Source organism: Sneathiella sp. D3-11, from assembly GCF_055809395.1.
Genome location: NZ_CM147911.1, coordinates 1,871,503 through 1,886,983, shown reverse-complemented (window position 1 = coordinate 1,886,983; position 15,481 = coordinate 1,871,503). Strand labels below are relative to the sequence as shown.

The window sequence follows — 15,481 nt, the reverse complement described above, 5'->3', positions numbered from 1 at the left end:
GCGCCTGTGCCCGCCTTCCTCATTCTCATAAAAGATTGGGGTGCGAACTCTTATGGGCCCGGTTCTTATAAGGTTATTCGCCTTCGCGCGCTACCCTAAGGCTGCGTGCCTTGGAAAGAATGGCATTTTCAAGATCCGCCGTAACCTTGGGTGCAAGCGGGACAGCGATCCACTGGTTGACGGTATCGAGGTTCTGCTTGAAGGCGGTGACGCGTACCCCGTCCGCGCGCAGACGCCGATCGAGAATATAAACGGTTACCTTGAAACGCTCATTTGGGGAATCGGGGGAGGAATACCAGTCTGTGATAATCACGCCACCGAAAGGATCTGCCGAGGAAAGCGGCATAAAGGAGAGAGTGTCGAGCGAGGCGCGCCACAGATAGGCATTAACCCCAAGACCACCGCCGGACCCGACGCCATCCTGCAGATCTTTATCATCGTCGCCAAAAATTCCGCCCTTGCCGAAGATCGTCTGTTCATCTTTAACGCCGTCCTGATAAACGACGCCGCGGCTGGATTCCGGGAAGTTGGATTTTGCGCTCAAATCAGATTCACAACCCGCCAGCAATAATGCCAAGCAACAGCCGGCTGCTAATGCATATAATTTTTGTCGTGTCATATCTGTCTGAATCCTTATTTCCTCTGGCCACTAAACGCTCAAAATTGGGCGAAATCAAGAAAAGGTGAGTTTATGCCAGCTTTCCGCTTTTGAGAACAGGAGAAAATGGCCGTGAACCAATATATCCCCTGAACCGGGGGTCCGCCATCAGGTCAGCGATAAAAACGCTCATCACAAAAACTTCATGGGAAAGTTTGTGATGCTAGTCACAAGTGATCCCGGATCGCTTGACGTGCCACAGTTCATTGCTCATTAATTCCGCCGGACCGCTGGGGCGCCTCGGTCATTCGCTTTTATTATCAATCTATTATGCAGCTGTTGCTCGGCTGCCAGGAGTCAAAATGAAAAAGGCAATTTTGGGTACGACAGCGCTTGTTGCCGCTGGCGCATTCGCGACCTCACCGGCCTCCGCGTCTGATAAAATTCAGCTAGGAGTTGGTGGTTACATGCAGTCCACTTACTTCTACCAAGACAGCGATGAGCCAGCAGGCACGGCATCACGTATTTCCGACCGGGTAACTCAAGAAGGTGAAATTCATTTCACCGGTGAAACAACACTCGACAATGGCTTGAAGTTTGGCGTCAACGTTCAGCTCGAAGCTTATCAGGCGACTGACCAGATCGACGAAACTTACATTTATGTTGAAGGTTCTTTCGGCCGCGTTCTTCTCGGTTCTGAAAACAGTGCATCATACCTGATGCATTACACCAGCCCGTCGCCGGTTCCGATGTATTCAGCGGATTCGAATAACATTGCACCGACAGGTCAGGCCAACACGACCTATAACAATATGTTCTCCGATGCCGACAAAATCACATACTTTTCGCCTCGGTTTGCTGGCTTCCAGTTTGGTGCGTCCTATGTTCCCGACGGAAATGCTGAAACAGGCTCAAGCGGCAACACTCAGTTCCAAGCGCCTGCGTTGAAAACCGGTCTTGATCGTGGTTACTCTGTCGCCGTCAACTATATCAACAAGTTCGGAGACGTCGACCTAGGCGTTTCTGCAGGGTTTGAACAGGCAGAAGTTGCTGCTGCATCCGAAGATCAAAGCGCATACAGCTTTGGTGCATCTGTTGGTGTTGCCGGCTTTACGGTTGGTGCAGGTTATGCAATCGATAAAGATCTTGCCGGTATTTCCGATAGCGACAGAAAAGCCTGGTCCGCAGGTGTTAAATACGGCATGGGCCCTTGGGCGGTTGGCGTACAGTATTCCAAAACGACGGATGAACCTGCAGCCGGAGCAGATTCAGACGCGACGACATGGATCATCGGCGGTCAATACGTACTCGGCCCGGGAATCACCGCATTCGGTGGTGTTGAAATCGATGACAACGACCTGACAGCAAGTACGGCGACTCGTATGGCCGGAAAAACAAATACGTTCTTTGTGGGTACAGCCGTAAACTTCTAAACCCCACTCAATTTGAATGATGTATTAAAGAGGGCAAAGATTCTGCCCTCTTTTTTATTGGATTCTGACATGGCGGCAGGATTCTGCACTTGCCGCAGTTTTGGCATGAAAATAGCAGAAATATTGATATAACCGGGCGTCGATACTGTTTTTGCTGGCGACCTTTAAAAACGACGAAAATAAAATAGGTTATGCCTCATTCCTGATGTGCCAATGCAAACATGATTAACGAAGTATGACCTAATTGTGACTTTTTGAGCACAGTCATTCGAATTTGGATAAAAGGCTAACGTCTTGCGCTTGACCAGATGGCCGTTAACCTTCTTTACTCCCTCTTGACTTACGGGCCCTTCGGCCTTGCGTCTGTATTTTAATCTTAGTTCTCTAGCTTGTTGTGAGCAGAGGGGAGACAAAATGAAAAAAGCAATCTTGGGTACGACAGCGCTCGTTGCCGTTGGTGCACTCGCTGCAGCACCGGCTTCCGCGTCTGAAAAAATTGCTCTGGGTGTTGGTGGTTACATGCAATCCACTTACTTCTACCAGAGTGCCGATGAACCTACAGGTACTGCATCACGTATTTCTGATCGTGTAACGCAGGAAGGTGAAATCTTCTTCACCGGTTCAACAACTTTGGACAACGGCTTGAAAGTTGGCGTCAACGTTCAGCTCGAAGCTTATCAGGCAACTGACCAGGTCGACGAAACATACATCTTCATCGAAGGTTCTTTCGGTCGCGTTCTTCTCGGTTCTGAAGACTCTGCTGCATATCTGATGCATTACACGAGCCCATCACCGGTTCCAATGTACTCTGCTGACTCAGCTAACATCTATCCTACGGGTCAAGGCAACACGACTCGTCCGAACATGTTCTCTGACTCAGACAAGATCACCTACTTCACGCCGCGTTTCGCTGGCTTCCAGTTGGGTGCTTCTTATGTTCCTGACGCAACCAACCAGACCGGTTCTCCGGATGGCCAGTATCAGGCTCCTGCTTTCAAAACTGGCCTTGATCGTGGTTGGTCGGTAGCAGCCAACTATGTCAACAAGCTTGGCCCGGTTGATCTTGCTGTTTCTGGTGCTTACCAGGAAGCTTCCGTAGCTGCCGCATCTGAAGATCAGAGCGAATACAGCTTGGGTGCTTCTGTTGGTATCGCTGGCTTCACCATTGGTGGTGGCTACGGTGTTGACAAAGATATCGCAGGCGTTGCTAACAGCGACAGTAAAGCATGGTCCGCTGGCGTTAAATACGGCATGGGCCCATGGGGTGTTGGTGTTCAGTACTCCAAAACTACTTTTGAACCTGCTGCTGGTGCTGACACAGACCAGACAACTTGGATCGTCGGTGGTCAGTACACACTCGGCCCGGGAATCACCGCATTCGGTGGTTGGCAGTATGATGACAACGATCTGACTGCTTCTACAGCTACTCGTATGGCTGGCGACACAAGCACGTTCTTCATTGGTACAGCTCTCTCCTTCTAATCTGAAGGAAGATCAAATTAGAGGAGGGCAGGTTTTCCTGCCCTCCTTTTTTGTTGTCTGCTGTTGGCGGGTTGACTATTTTACTCGTGAATATCTTCTTTTTCGGGATAAATGATGGGTAAAATAATCTGGTTGGCCTCCTACCCAAAGTCGGGCAACACGTGGACGCGAACTTTCATAAATAATCTACTGCTTGATCCGGAAGAACCGGTAGATATCAATATCCTTTCCGATCTGACGCCGGGCGATGCCCGAAAATCCTGGTATGAAAAAGCGGCCGGGATGCCGTATCATCGCCTTTCCATGGGTCAGGTGATCACCTTGCGACCCAAGGTTCATCAGTTGATTGCTGATTTGCAGGAAGACAAGGTTTTTGTAAAGACGCATTCAATTTACGGTCAGTTGCACGGGGTACCGCAGATCAACATGGATTGCACTGCGGGTGCCATCTATGTTATCCGCAATCCTCTGGATGTGGTGATTTCCGTTTCTTCTCATTTTGGGCTTCCGATCGACGGGGCGATCAAATTGATGGGTGACCCAAATGCCTTCCTCGATGAAGCTCCGGCACTTGGAAATATACGGCAGTATTTCGGCTCCTGGTCGGGACACGCCAACAGCTGGACACATTTTGACCGGGAAAAAATGCATGTCATGCGGTATGAAGATATGCAGGACAAACCTGAGGAAACCTTTGGCGAGATGGTAAAATTCCTTAACCTGGACCTGCCGGAGGAGCGGATCGCAAAGGCGATTGAATTTTCCTCTTTTGATGTTGCGCGCAAACAGGAAGATGAAAAAGGCTTTAAAGAGCAGTCGGAAAAGAATGACAAATTCTTCCGCGTGGGCAAGGCTGGTCAATGGAAGGACAAACTCACGGATGCGCAGATCGATCAGATCACCAATACGCATCAGGTGACGATGAAATATTTCGGATATCTGCCTGAATAAGGTAGCAATTTTAAACTTCAAAGCGAAAGCTGACTTATGGGCGGAATAATCTGGCTGGCCTCCTATCCGAAATCGGGAAATACCTGGGTGCGGACTTTTCTGCACAATTTGCTGCTCAACGCCGACCGACCGGCGGATATTAACGAACTCACCAGATTTACCATCGGCGATGGGGAGAAGGTTTGGTATGAGCAGGTGACAGGTAAACCGTTCAGCAGCTTTACGGACGAAGAAAGTGCGGCGCTGATACCGAGGGTTCATCAGGCATATGCCCGCACACGTCCCGATTCCGTCTTTGTAAAAACCCATAACTGGCTTGGTAAAAAACATGGGATTTCATTGATAACGCCGGAATTCACGGCCGGCGCGATTTATATTGTCCGCAATCCGCTGGATGTGGTGATTTCCCTCTCGGATCACTACGGGCTGGAAATTGATCAGGGCATTGAAATGATGAATGATGACAAAGCCTATAGTGGAGAAACGAACCGTAAACTCCCGGATTTCCTGAGTTCCTGGTCAAACCATGTCACCTCCTGGCAAGGGATGGATAAGTCCGCCCGTCATATCTTGCGATACGAGGATATGCTTTATAAGCCGGAGAAAACATTCAGCGAATTGGCAAAGTTTCTAGGCCTTAAGCCCCCAAAGGAACGGCTTAAACGGGCAATTAAATTTTCCTCCTTTGAAACCTCGCGAAAGCTGGAGGCGGAAAAAGGGTTTAACGAACGATCTGATAAGGCAGAAAAGTTCTTCAGGGTTGGGAAAGCCGGGCAGTGGAAAACGGCTCTTTCGCCGGAGCAGGTTGAGAAAATTGTTGCTGCTCATCAAGACGTAATGAAAGAATTCAAATATCTGCCGCCGGGATATAAGTAGGAAATTTACCAATGTTTAACCATAATTGGCAGATTGAGACTATTTTGTCCTCTTAAAGGCAACATTTTACAGGATTTAGGATTTTAAAGTCCGGAGAGAAAAATGGATACCGCATCGTCAAGTTCCACGAGTGATATCGCCGATAATTTCGAAGAAATTACGGGCCGTATTCATAAAGCGGCCGAAACATGGGCGCGGGTTCCGGGCGACGTTGACCTGATCGCGGTCAGCAAACGCCAGCCCGTTGAGGCGATTGAAGTGGCGCTCTCTCTTGGACATCGGCATTTTGGGGAAAACAGGGTGCAAGAGGCTCAGGAAAAATGGCCTGACCTGAAAGCCCGCTATCCCGATATCGAGCTACATTTAATCGGCCCCTTGCAAACTAACAAAGCAAAAGACGCCGTGGCACTTTTTGATGTTATTCAAACAGTCGACCGACCAAAGCTTGCGCGGGTCCTTGCCAAGGAAATGACAGCGGCGGGGCGCCATCTTCCGGTCTATATCCAGCGTCAATACCGGCAAGGAAGAACAGAAAGCCGGTATTTTTCCGGAAGATGCAGACAATTTCATCATCGAATGTCGGGAGGGGCTCGGCCTAAATGTCATCGGGCTGATGTGCATTCCTCCGGTGGAGGAGCAACCCGCGCCGCATTTCGCGCTACTTGGGAAAATTGCTGCGCGCAATAATCTTGCCCGCCTCAGTATGGGAATGAGTGCGGACTTTGAGACAGCGGTGCAGTTCGGGGCGACCTCGGTTCGGGTCGGAACGGCGCTTTTCGGTGCCCGCAGCGCGCCGTAACTATGGGGCCGGGATCACGATTTCGGTTGATGGCTCGATTGCCGCAAGAAGTGTCAGAAGATCATCCTGCGCCAGTGCGATACACCCTTCCGTCGGTGCATAATTATCTCGTGCCACATGCATAAAAATGCAGCTACCCGCGTCCGCTACAGGCGGATCATCGTTATATCCGATCACAACAATGAGGTTATACACCTCATCTGTCCGCCAGAGCTGTTCATGGCTTGCCTTGAACGGTAAGCGGACATACTGATTATAGAGCGGATCATCCGGCGCATCGCACCAGCCGTCATGGTTGTTCAGTTCTTGTGTGGAAAGCGTACATTCGGGAGGGTTTGGGAATTTGTCGGGCCGGTAATATAACTGACGAAGCGGGAACCGTCCGGCGGGGGTCGCGTGATCCCCTTCCCGTTTGGCCAAGGTGATGCCAGCCTTGCCAAGGGCACAGTCAAAAGTGAGAGTACCGTAGCGCAGGTGTGCGCGGGCACCGTCTATATCCGTGATTTCGATATTCATGGGAGAAGTCTAGGGCGCCAAAGCACCAAAGTCATCCGCGGAATGCATTAGGGAGACTGCCGCTCAGCGGGTTCGATCGGTCTTGCAACGGGCCTTGCGCTATTTTCCATGGCGGTGGTGGTTTTCTGATAGGCAATACTGGCTGCTTTGGCATCTATCGCGGGGTTAGCCAAGGCGGCGGGCGCAGTATTAAAGCTTCTGAACACGGCATGGAGCTGCTCTTCGCTCAGATCCTGTGTTTTTGCTGTCTCAAGCTGTTGCAGAAGGGCGGGTTTGTTGCCTTTCCATTCCAGTCCGATGGGAGAGGCCATAGGCATTTTCTCCTCTATCGTCATTTTTGGCAGATCCTGCGGCACGATGGGAGCTGCGAGTGGTGCGCTATCAATTGGCGCCACAGCGCCAGGAGCTTTTGCCACATTTGCAACGGCCTCTTCCGGAGCAGGTGATATTTCTGCTGCGGGCGGCGCGGTGGCGATCATTTCTTCGGGCGCAGCCTCGTCCTCGTCGGTGGAGAACAGGCTGAGTACGTGGCCGCCAACATCCTTGCCGGTTATTTCTTCAATCGTGGAGTTGACGACGGAAACTGCCAGTCCAATCGCCCCGCCATAAATAGTGCCGCCAATATTGCGGGCGCCGGGGCTGATTTCGTCGCCGGTAACTTCCCGATAGAGGGATGAAATGCCGGGGATATGCTGCAAGGGGTTGATGATATCGAGAAAATCGTCGAAACCGAAACCGTCCTCACCAAAGCCATCCTCGTCGGATACTTTGTTGCCATAGGTATCGACCCGCTCCTTCGGCACATACATTGCGACCTGCTCGTTCGGCAGGGCCCGATCGAGATAGGCGTATGGGTCATGGGTGACGGCGTTAATCGACATATTGTACTCCTTGCTCAGATTATCAGCAAAGAGCGTGCCAGTATTACTCGCTGGAATCTGCGGGCTGCGGGGCGGGAAGTGTTAATGTTGCGGCAAAAATTGCCGCCTAACTCTGCCCACGCCTATAAATAATGCCCACTACGCTTCTTTTTGGTCGCGAGATACAGCTCGTTATGGGTGTTGGATGGGAATTTATGTGAGACACGCTCGGTTACCGTGATGCCATGCCGCTCCAATCCCTCAACCTTTTCCGGATTGTTGGTCATCAGGCGGGTTTTCTTGAAGCCGAGCAGTTTCAGCATCTCGGCGGCGGGGCGAAACACCCGCTCATCCGCATCAAAGCCGAGCCGTTCATTGGCATCGACTGTATCAAAACCCTGCGCTTGCAGTTTATAGGCGCGGAGTTTGTTGATGAGCCCGATGCCGCGCCCCTCCTGTGCGAGATAGAGGAGGACACCGCCGCCTTCCTCAGCTATTGCCTTCAGTGCGCCGCGCAGTTGCTCCCCGCAGTCACATTTGAGAGAGCCGATGAGATCGCCGGTAAAACATTCCGAATGCAGCCGCGCCAGCACGGGCTCCCGCCGGTTGGGCTCACCAACAACAATTGCCAGATGCTCAATCCCCCCGTCTTCGGGGCGAAAAGCGTGAAAGGTGCTGTCTTCCGCCGCCTGAAGTGGTACGCGGGCCGAGGCAACGGCTTTCAGTTTAAGCGCAGCGGTATCCTCAAACGCAAGAATATCCTCCAGACTGACAATCGATAAATCATGTTCGGTTGCAACGGCTTCCACCCTGTTAATCGACAGCGGGGCCGCCAGAACAGAAGGCAGCAGCCGGCCCAGCTTGGCAATTTTGATCGCGCCAGAAACAGTGGGTGGCAACCCCTCTTTTATTCGGGTGAAGGGGCCACGAAAGGGCTGATCGAGATCATGAACCGCATCGGCGAGTGCACGCATCAATGGCGCATCCATCCAATCCTCGATCACCAGGCGGACCGTGTCATCTCCTGTCGGCTGGATATGCAGGACATTTGCGCGATGGGCCGTAAGGGCGAGCACGGGTTCCGCATCGCTGCGCGCAGCGAGAGTTTCAAGCTCCGTATCATAGGCCATCTCGGTCGAGAGTATAAGGGAGGCTTCTTCTTTTCCCGTCACCACCACACTCAGTCCGCGGCGCAAGTCTGCAATGGCGCGGTCGACGGTGCGCAGCCGTTTGAGCTCTGTCTTGTTCTTGTTGTTACTCATATTATTCTGGTTTCCGGTTCGCGAATTCAGCGATGTATCAAGACTATTAGCAGGCGGAGGTGGCGGGCTGCAAATGTTATATTATCACATTTGATTTGGAGCCAGCATTTTTCCAATTCGCGACCCAAAAAACCGCCCCGACCTTTGGCTTTTGTATCACCAACCTTCACTTTAACGTGAAAACCATCGTCCATCTGTCCTACTTGCCCTTGAATACCCCCATATGATACCAATTTTTAAGGCAGCGGAACGTATGAAAGCGTCCCGTTGCATAATAACAGTGGGGAAAACATATGACGGGCGGTAAAAAGATTCTTCTGGTCGATGATGATAATGCCTTACGGGAAACGTTGGCGGAACAACTCGACCTGCATGAGGAATTCCTGACCCAGCAGGCAGAAACCGCGTGCGATGCGCTGGACAAGATCAAGAAGAGCCATTTCGACCTGATCCTGCTGGATGTGGGCCTACCCGATATGGACGGTCGAGAGGCCTGCAAATTGATCCGCAAAATCGGCAACAAAGCGCCGATCATCATGCTTACCGCGCAGGACAGCGACAGTGATCAGATTCTCGGCCTTGAAAGCGGGGCGAATGACTATGTCTCCAAGCCCTTCCGCATTGGGGTGCTGCTCGCCCGTATTCGTGCGCAGTTGCGCCAGCATGAACAGAGTGAAGATGCCGTTTTCAATATTGGTCCCTACAGCTTCCGCCCGGCGGCGAAGCTGATGCTGCATAAGGAAACGGCCCAAAAGGTCCGCCTGACCGAGAAGGAAACGGCGATCCTGAAATATCTCTATCGCGCTGGCAACAAGGTGGTGACCCGCGATATCCTCTTAAATGAGGTCTGGGGTTATAATGCCGGGGTGACGACACATACCTTGGAAACCCATATCTATCGGCTGCGGCAGAAAATAGAGGCAGAACCGTCAGATGCGAGGATTTTGATTACAGAACCGGGCGGTTATCGTCTCGTTCCGTAACATATTTCAGCCGTTATCGCGTAAAATCTGTCCGGCAAGATAAAGGCTGCCCGCTATCAGCAGGCGGCAGGGCTTCTCACTGAGTGTGGGTTTCAAATCCTCTACCGCCGCTTTCAGGGATGGCTTTTCCGTCATTTCGAGACCGGCCCCTCGCGCCATATTCGCCAGATCCGCTGCTGGTGTTGCCGCCGCTTCCTCCGGTATGGTGATGCAATGTCCCTTTTCGATTATGGGTGTAAGTTGGCTGAAGAAGGCTTTCTGGTCCTTGGTGTTTAGCATTCCAGCAATCAGATAGGTCGGTTTCGGGTCGGTTTCATTCCAGCTTATAAAGCTTTTTGCGATTTGTACCGCCGCTGCCGGATTATGCCCACCGTCCAGCCAAACCTCGACCTTATCGGGCAAAGCCTCCACAATGGGCCCTGTTGAGAGCCGTTGCATGCGTGCGGGCCAGTTAACTTTTTGCAACCCCTCACGAATTGCCGCGTCGGAGACTGTAAATCCACCAAGATGGTGGAGGCAGGCCACCGCTGTTCCCGCATTTTCAATCTGATGAACTCCGTGAAGGGCGGGCAGGGGAAAGACGCGGGCATCTTGCATTCCGTCATACTGCCAACCATCCGCGACTTTATGGCAGGACCAGTCTCTGTTATATATATGCGCCGGAGATCCCAGGGTTTCTGCGGTTTCTTGTAAGACTTTGAGAGCGATAGGATCCTGAGGGCCGATGACGACCGGCACATTTGGCTTAATAATCCCCGCCTTTTCCCCGGCAATTCCAGCGAGATCGGTGCCCAAAAATTCCGCGTGATCCTGGGAAATCGGCGTAATCGCGGTTAGCGCTGGTCGTGCCACCACGTTGGTGGCGTCATAGCGCCCGCCAAGCCCGGTTTCCAGCAAAAGAATATCACCGGGCGTGTCGGCGAAAGCTTTGAACGCGGCAATAGTGGTAATCTCGAAATAAGTGATGTGGGTGTCGCCATTGGCGGCTTCACACGCAAGGAGAAGCTCGCTCAATGCCTCTTCGTCGATAATTTTTCCGGCGAGGCGAATGCGTTCAGCAAAGCGAACCAGATGCGGGGACGTATAGACATGCACCCGATATCCCGCCGCTTCCAGCATCGCCCGGAGATAGGCCAGCAGGGATCCTTTACCGTTCGTACCCGCCACATGGATCACGGGGGGTAAGCGCCGCTCCGGATGGTCGAGTTTTGCGAGTAGCGGGAGCATCCGATCGAGTGTCAGGTCAATGATCTTCGGGTGCAGCGTCATCAGCCGCGCGAGAATTTGATCGCTATGAGTTCCGGTCACGAGGGAACCAGTCTATTTTTTGGAACTGCTGGCTGCCGCGCTTTCCTCTTTCGCCACAGAAGGCTTGGCGACGGTCTTCTTGTCGCTATTCTTCATCACAGCAGGCGGAAGTTTCAGCTTTGTACCCAGCAAATCGATAATCCGGCAGAGGGTTTCGCGCATATCCTTGCGATGGACGACCATATCCAGCATGCCATGCTCCAACAGGAATTCCGCGCGTTGGAATCCGTCGGGTAGGGTTTCGCGGATCGTTTCCTCAATCACCCGGGGGCCAGCAAAACAAATAAGCGCGCTAGGTTCCGCAATCTGGATATCACCCAGCATCGCATAGGAGGCCGTGACCCCGCCCGTCGTTGGATCGGTAAGGACGACAATAAAAGGCAGGCGGTTCTCTTTCAGGCGCTGAATTGCAACGGTTGTGCGCGGCATCTGCATGAGGGAGAGAATGCCTTCCTGCATCCGCGCGCCCCCGGCGGCGGAAAAGAGGATCAGTGGCGCTTTCTGTAAAATTGCAAGTTTGGAGGCGGCAACAATGGCCTCCCCCACTGCGAGGCCCAGGGATCCACCCATAAAGTCGAAATTCTGCACGGCGATAACGGCAGCGTTGCCGTTCATCTTGCCGTGGGCAACCTTCATCGCGTCGATATCACCTGTTTTATGGCGCGCATCCTTCAGCCGCTCGGTATAGCGCTTGGAATCACGGAATTTCAGGGGATCGACCGGTACTTCCGGTAGCTCAATCAGATCATACTTTGCCTCATCGAACAGCGGTTCGAACCGTTCCACTGGCGAAATACGGAGATGATAGTCGCAATGGGCGCAGACATTCTGGTTGGCTTGCAGGTCGTTATGGAACAGCATCTGGCCACAATCGGGGCATTTCACCCAGAGATTATCGGGAGTATCCTGTTTTGTTGTCAGTTGCCGGAATTTCGGCAGGACCTTGTTCGTCAACCAGTTCATATTTGCGTCCTGTTACGTCTTTTTTACGCTGCGGATACCCGCTGAAATCTCGCGCGCCAGATCGAGCACCCGTTTTACTTTGTCTTCATCACCATCACCGAGCGCGACTTGCTCCACCAGCGCCGTGCCGACAACTGCGCCATCAGCGATCTTCGCAATTTCCGCCGCCTGTGCTCCGGTCCGAAGCCCGAAGCCTACCGCAATCGGCAGATCGGTCGTTTTGCGGAACCGGGTGAGAGCGATCGCCACATCACTTGGCTTTGGCGCCGCGGCGCCCGTCGTTCCGGCAATCGAGACATAATAAAGGAAGCCCGACGAATTGGCGAGAACCTTCGGCAAGCGCTTGTCATCTGTGGTCGGCGTGGCGAGGCGAATGAAGTTAAGCCCGGCCTCGCGCGCGGGAAGGCAAAGTTCCTTGTCTTCCTCGGACGGCAGATCAACAACGATCAGGCCATCGACCCCGGCGGCTTTCGCATCGATCAGGAATTGATCGACGCCGTAGCTGTAGATCGGGTTGTAATAGCCCATGAGCACGATTGGCGTCTCGTCATCACCGATGCGGAACTCCGAAATCAGCTTGAGCGTCTTTTTGAGTGTGGTGCCCGCGGCGAGCGCACGAAGCCCCGCCTGCTGGATCGCGGGTCCGTCAGCCATCGGGTCGGTGAAAGGCAGGCCGACCTCAATAATATCTGCGCCCACGCCGGGCAGACCTTTTACAATCTTCAGCGCGGTCTCAAGGTTCGGGTCGCCGGCCATCACATAGGTGACAAAGGCGGCGCGCCCCTCAGCCTTCAGGGCTTTGAAACGGCGGTCAATACGGGTTTCGCTCACAACTCAACTCCCAACGCATCGGCAACGGTGAAAATGTCCTTGTCGCCGCGCCCGGAAAGGTTAACGACGATAATATGCTCCTTCGGCAGGTCCGGGGCGAGCTTTTCCAGATAGGCGAGGGCATGGGCGCTCTCCAGCGCGGGGATAATTCCCTCCAGCTTGCAGCAGAGCTGGAACGCCTCCAGCGCCTCGGCATCCGTCGCATTTACATATTTGACCCGCCCGATATCGTTGAGCCAGGAATGCTCCGGCCCGATGCCGGGATAATCGAGGCCAGCGGAGATGGAATGCGCCTCCAAAATCTGGCCATCGTCATCCTGAAGTAAATAGGTACGGTTGCCATGCAGCACGCCCGGCCGTCCGCCTTTAAGCGACGCGGCGTGCTTATCCGTATCGATGCCGTGGCCCGCGGCCTCAACGCCGATAATGTCGATACTCTCGTCATCAAGGAAGGGATGGAACAGGCCCATGGCGTTCGATCCGCCACCAATACAGGCAAGCAAGGTATCGGGCAGGCGGCCTTCGGCCTCCATGATCTGGCGGCGGGTTTCTTCCCCGATCACGCATTGAAAATCGCGGACAAGCTCAGGATAGGGGTGAGGCCCGGCGACGGTGCCGATGATGTAGAAGGTATCCTCCACGTTCGTCACCCAGTCGCGCAATGCCTCGTTCATCGCGTCCTTCAAGGTCCGCGCGCCGGATTTCACCGGGACAACCTCTGCCCCCAGCAGTTTCATGCGGAAAACGTTGGGTTTCTGCCGTTCGATATCCGTCTCGCCCATATAGATCGCGCATTCAAGACCAAACCGCGCGGCGACGGTGGCGGTGGCAACCCCGTGCTGGCCTGCGCCGGTCTCGGCGATAATGCGTTTCTTGCCCATACGGCGGGCGAGCAGGATCTGTCCCATGCAATTGTTGATCTTGTGCGCGCCGGTGTGGTTCAAATCCTCGCGCTTGAGATAAATCTTCGCGCCGCCATAATGCTCGGTCAGTCGTTCGGCGAAATAAAGCGGGGATTCCCGTCCCACAAAATGCTTGAGCAATCCGGAAAGCTCTTTCGCGAATTCCGGATCCTTCTTCGATGCCTCATAGGCGGCATCCAGCTCCAGAATAAGCGGCATCAGCGTCTCGGCGACAAATTGCCCGCCGAAAATGCCGAAATGACCGGTTTCATCCGGTCCGGTGCGATAGCTGTTCAGTTTCACCATGTCGTATTACGCCTTAAATTTCTTCATTCTATCTCGATGGCGGCAACTGCCACCAGAAAGGCCTCAATCGCGGCGGGGTTTTTGCGCCCGGGCTCGAATTCGACGCCAGAGGAGGTATCGACGATCGTCGCGCCCGATATGCGCACTGCCTCGGCGATATTTTCTGCATCAAGCCCACCCGCCAGCATCCACGGGGTGGTGATTTTCGCGTCCGCCAGCAATTCCCAATCAAACGCCAGTCCATTGCCACCCGGAAGCGCGTTTTCCATGTTTTTAGGCTCTTTTGCATCAAACAGCAACATGTCGGCCACGCCGTCATAGCGGTCAACTTCTTCAAGTGATGCCGCACTGTCAACCTTGATCGCCTTGATCACGGGCAGGCTATAGGCTTCCTTGATCTCGCGCACCCGATCAGGCGATTCCGTTCCATGCAACTGTATCCAATCTAATGATACGGTGGTGAGAACGTCGTGGATCAACTGATCGTCCGGATTAACGAACAGGCCGACCTTCTTTACATGAATAGGCACCTTCGAGGCGAGCAAGGCGGCCTCATCCGCCGAGATATTACGCGGGCTTGGGCCATAAAAGACAAAACCCACGAAGGCGGCCCCGTTTAAAATGGCGGCCTCAAGCGCGGCGGCGTCATTGAGGCCGCATATTTTTGCTGATACAGGCATTTATGCGGCGATGTCCCCGACGATGGCACTTGCGGCGGCGGCGGGGTCTTCTGCGCCCGTGATCGGCCGACCGATTACCAGATAGCTTGCGCCGTCAGTCATCGCCTCAATCGGGGTTTTTACCCGTTTCTGATCGCCATGATCGGAACCCAAAGGGCGAATGCCGGGAACAACCAGCTTGAAATCGGGCCCGCATGTCTGACGGAGTGCCTGAATCTCGCGCGGGGAACAGATCACGCCATCGGCACCATTCTTTTGCGCCAGTTCGGCAAGGCGGAGGACCTGTTCTTCCGCCGGGCTATCCACACCGACCGCTTTCAAGTCTGCGTCATCCATGCTGGTGAGCACGGTAACGCCAAGGATCAGGGGCCGGCCTTCGCCAAATTCAGCGGAGGCATCAGCAGCGGCGCGGATCATGGCGGGGCCGCCGCTTGCGTGGATGGTCAGCATCGTCGGCTTGATAAACTTTGCCGCCGCGCGTACGCCGCCCGCAACGGTGTTGGGAATATCGTGGAACTTGAGATCGAGGAAGAGCGGTGTTGTCTCGCCTGCGACGGCCATGACGCCCTGCGGTCCGTGGGAGGTGAAAAACTCCTTGCCGAGCTTTATGCCGCCCGAAATCGGCGCGAGCGCACGTCCAAGCGCGACGGCGGCGTCGAGGTTGGTTGTGTCAATTGCGGTGAAAACGGCATTTTGCGGCGTCAATCTCATGGCAAGGCCTCCTATTTTCT

At 53.7% G+C, this 15,481-nt stretch carries 15 protein-coding genes and 1 pseudogene; 6 read left to right on the top strand and 10 right to left on the bottom strand.

Annotated elements, in window-relative coordinates:
• Nucleotides 1–73: 73 nt before the first annotated feature.
• Nucleotides 74–619, bottom strand: a complete 546-nt coding sequence (locus tag AC0L73_RS09670) for a DUF3576 domain-containing protein (protein WP_473653630.1) — start codon at nt 617–619, stop codon at nt 74–76.
• A gap of 341 nt (nt 620–960) precedes the next feature.
• On the opposite strand from AC0L73_RS09670, the gene AC0L73_RS09665 reads away from it, so the two are divergent.
• The 5 genes and pseudogenes from AC0L73_RS09665 (at nt 961) to AC0L73_RS09645 (ending at nt 6,139) form a co-directional block, all read left to right on the top strand.
• Complete coding sequence (locus tag AC0L73_RS09665) at nt 961–2,031, top strand: porin (RefSeq protein ID WP_473653629.1); 1,071 nt, start codon at nt 961–963, stop codon at nt 2,029–2,031.
• A 414-nt stretch (nt 2,032–2,445) separates the two neighbouring features.
• Entirely contained in the window at nt 2,446–3,513 is a 1,068-nt protein-coding gene (locus AC0L73_RS09660) for a porin (protein ID WP_473653628.1), read from the top strand.
• A gap of 111 nt (nt 3,514–3,624) precedes the next feature.
• A complete protein-coding gene (locus AC0L73_RS09655; protein ID WP_473653627.1) occupies nt 3,625–4,464 on the top strand; it encodes a sulfotransferase domain-containing protein in 840 nt (279 codons plus the stop codon).
• Between the two features lie 36 nt (nt 4,465–4,500).
• Nucleotides 4,501–5,340: a sulfotransferase domain-containing protein gene (locus AC0L73_RS09650; protein WP_473653626.1), complete on the top strand. Its 840-nt coding sequence runs from the start codon at nt 4,501–4,503 to the stop codon at nt 5,338–5,340.
• Between the two features lie 102 nt (nt 5,341–5,442).
• Nucleotides 5,443–6,139 (top strand): annotated as a pseudogene (locus tag AC0L73_RS09645) (YggS family pyridoxal phosphate-dependent enzyme).
• On the opposite strand, the gene AC0L73_RS09640 reads toward AC0L73_RS09645, so the two are convergent.
• The 3 genes from AC0L73_RS09640 to ribA form a co-directional block, all read right to left on the bottom strand.
• Entirely contained in the window at nt 6,140–6,655 is a 516-nt protein-coding gene (locus tag AC0L73_RS09640; RefSeq protein WP_473653625.1) for a L,D-transpeptidase family protein, read from the bottom strand. It lies immediately after the preceding pseudogene.
• A 47-nt stretch (nt 6,656–6,702) separates the two neighbouring features.
• On the bottom strand, nt 6,703–7,536 hold the full coding sequence (locus tag AC0L73_RS09635; RefSeq protein ID WP_473653624.1) for a hypothetical protein: 834 nt from the start codon (nt 7,534–7,536) through the stop codon (nt 6,703–6,705).
• Nucleotides 7,537–7,658: 122 nt separating this feature from the next.
• Nucleotides 7,659–8,777 (bottom strand): GTP cyclohydrolase II, encoded by a 1,119-nt coding sequence (gene ribA / locus AC0L73_RS09630; RefSeq protein WP_473653623.1) that lies wholly within the window; start codon nt 8,775–8,777, stop codon nt 7,659–7,661.
• Nucleotides 8,778–9,070: 293 nt separating this feature from the next.
• Between ribA and AC0L73_RS09625 the strand changes: the two genes are divergently transcribed.
• Nucleotides 9,071–9,760 carry a response regulator transcription factor gene (locus AC0L73_RS09625; RefSeq protein ID WP_473653622.1) on the top strand — a complete coding sequence of 230 codons (690 nt, stop codon included), beginning with the start codon at nt 9,071–9,073 and terminating at the stop codon, nt 9,758–9,760.
• A gap of 6 nt (nt 9,761–9,766) precedes the next feature.
• On the opposite strand, the gene AC0L73_RS09620 is transcribed toward AC0L73_RS09625, so the two are convergent.
• Genes AC0L73_RS09620 through pyrF form a run of 6 tightly spaced genes read right to left on the bottom strand, consistent with a single transcriptional unit; the run spans nt 9,767 to nt 15,461 of the window.
• Nucleotides 9,767–11,068 carry a bifunctional folylpolyglutamate synthase/dihydrofolate synthase gene (locus tag AC0L73_RS09620; protein WP_473653621.1) on the bottom strand — a complete coding sequence of 434 codons (1,302 nt, stop codon included), beginning with the start codon at nt 11,066–11,068 and terminating at the stop codon, nt 9,767–9,769.
• Nucleotides 11,069–11,080: 12 nt separating this feature from the next.
• The gene (accD, locus tag AC0L73_RS09615; protein WP_473653620.1) at nt 11,081–12,031 is read right to left on the bottom strand and encodes an acetyl-CoA carboxylase, carboxyltransferase subunit beta; all 951 of its coding nucleotides are present in this window, start codon (nt 12,029–12,031) and stop codon (nt 11,081–11,083) included.
• A gap of 12 nt (nt 12,032–12,043) precedes the next feature.
• On the bottom strand, nt 12,044–12,862 hold the full coding sequence (trpA, locus tag AC0L73_RS09610; protein ID WP_473653619.1) for a tryptophan synthase subunit alpha: 819 nt from the start codon (nt 12,860–12,862) through the stop codon (nt 12,044–12,046).
• The gene (gene trpB / locus AC0L73_RS09605) at nt 12,859–14,070 is read right to left on the bottom strand and encodes a tryptophan synthase subunit beta (RefSeq protein ID WP_227948436.1); all 1,212 of its coding nucleotides are present in this window, start codon (nt 14,068–14,070) and stop codon (nt 12,859–12,861) included. Before trpB ends, trpA begins: the two co-directional genes overlap by 4 nt.
• Before the next feature lie 23 nt (nt 14,071–14,093).
• The gene (locus tag AC0L73_RS09600) at nt 14,094–14,750 is read right to left on the bottom strand and encodes a phosphoribosylanthranilate isomerase (RefSeq protein WP_227948437.1); all 657 of its coding nucleotides are present in this window, start codon (nt 14,748–14,750) and stop codon (nt 14,094–14,096) included.
• Nucleotides 14,751–15,461 carry an orotidine-5'-phosphate decarboxylase gene (gene pyrF, locus AC0L73_RS09595; protein WP_227948438.1) on the bottom strand — a complete coding sequence of 237 codons (711 nt, stop codon included), beginning with the start codon at nt 15,459–15,461 and terminating at the stop codon, nt 14,751–14,753.
• Nucleotides 15,462–15,481 lie beyond the last annotated feature (20 nt).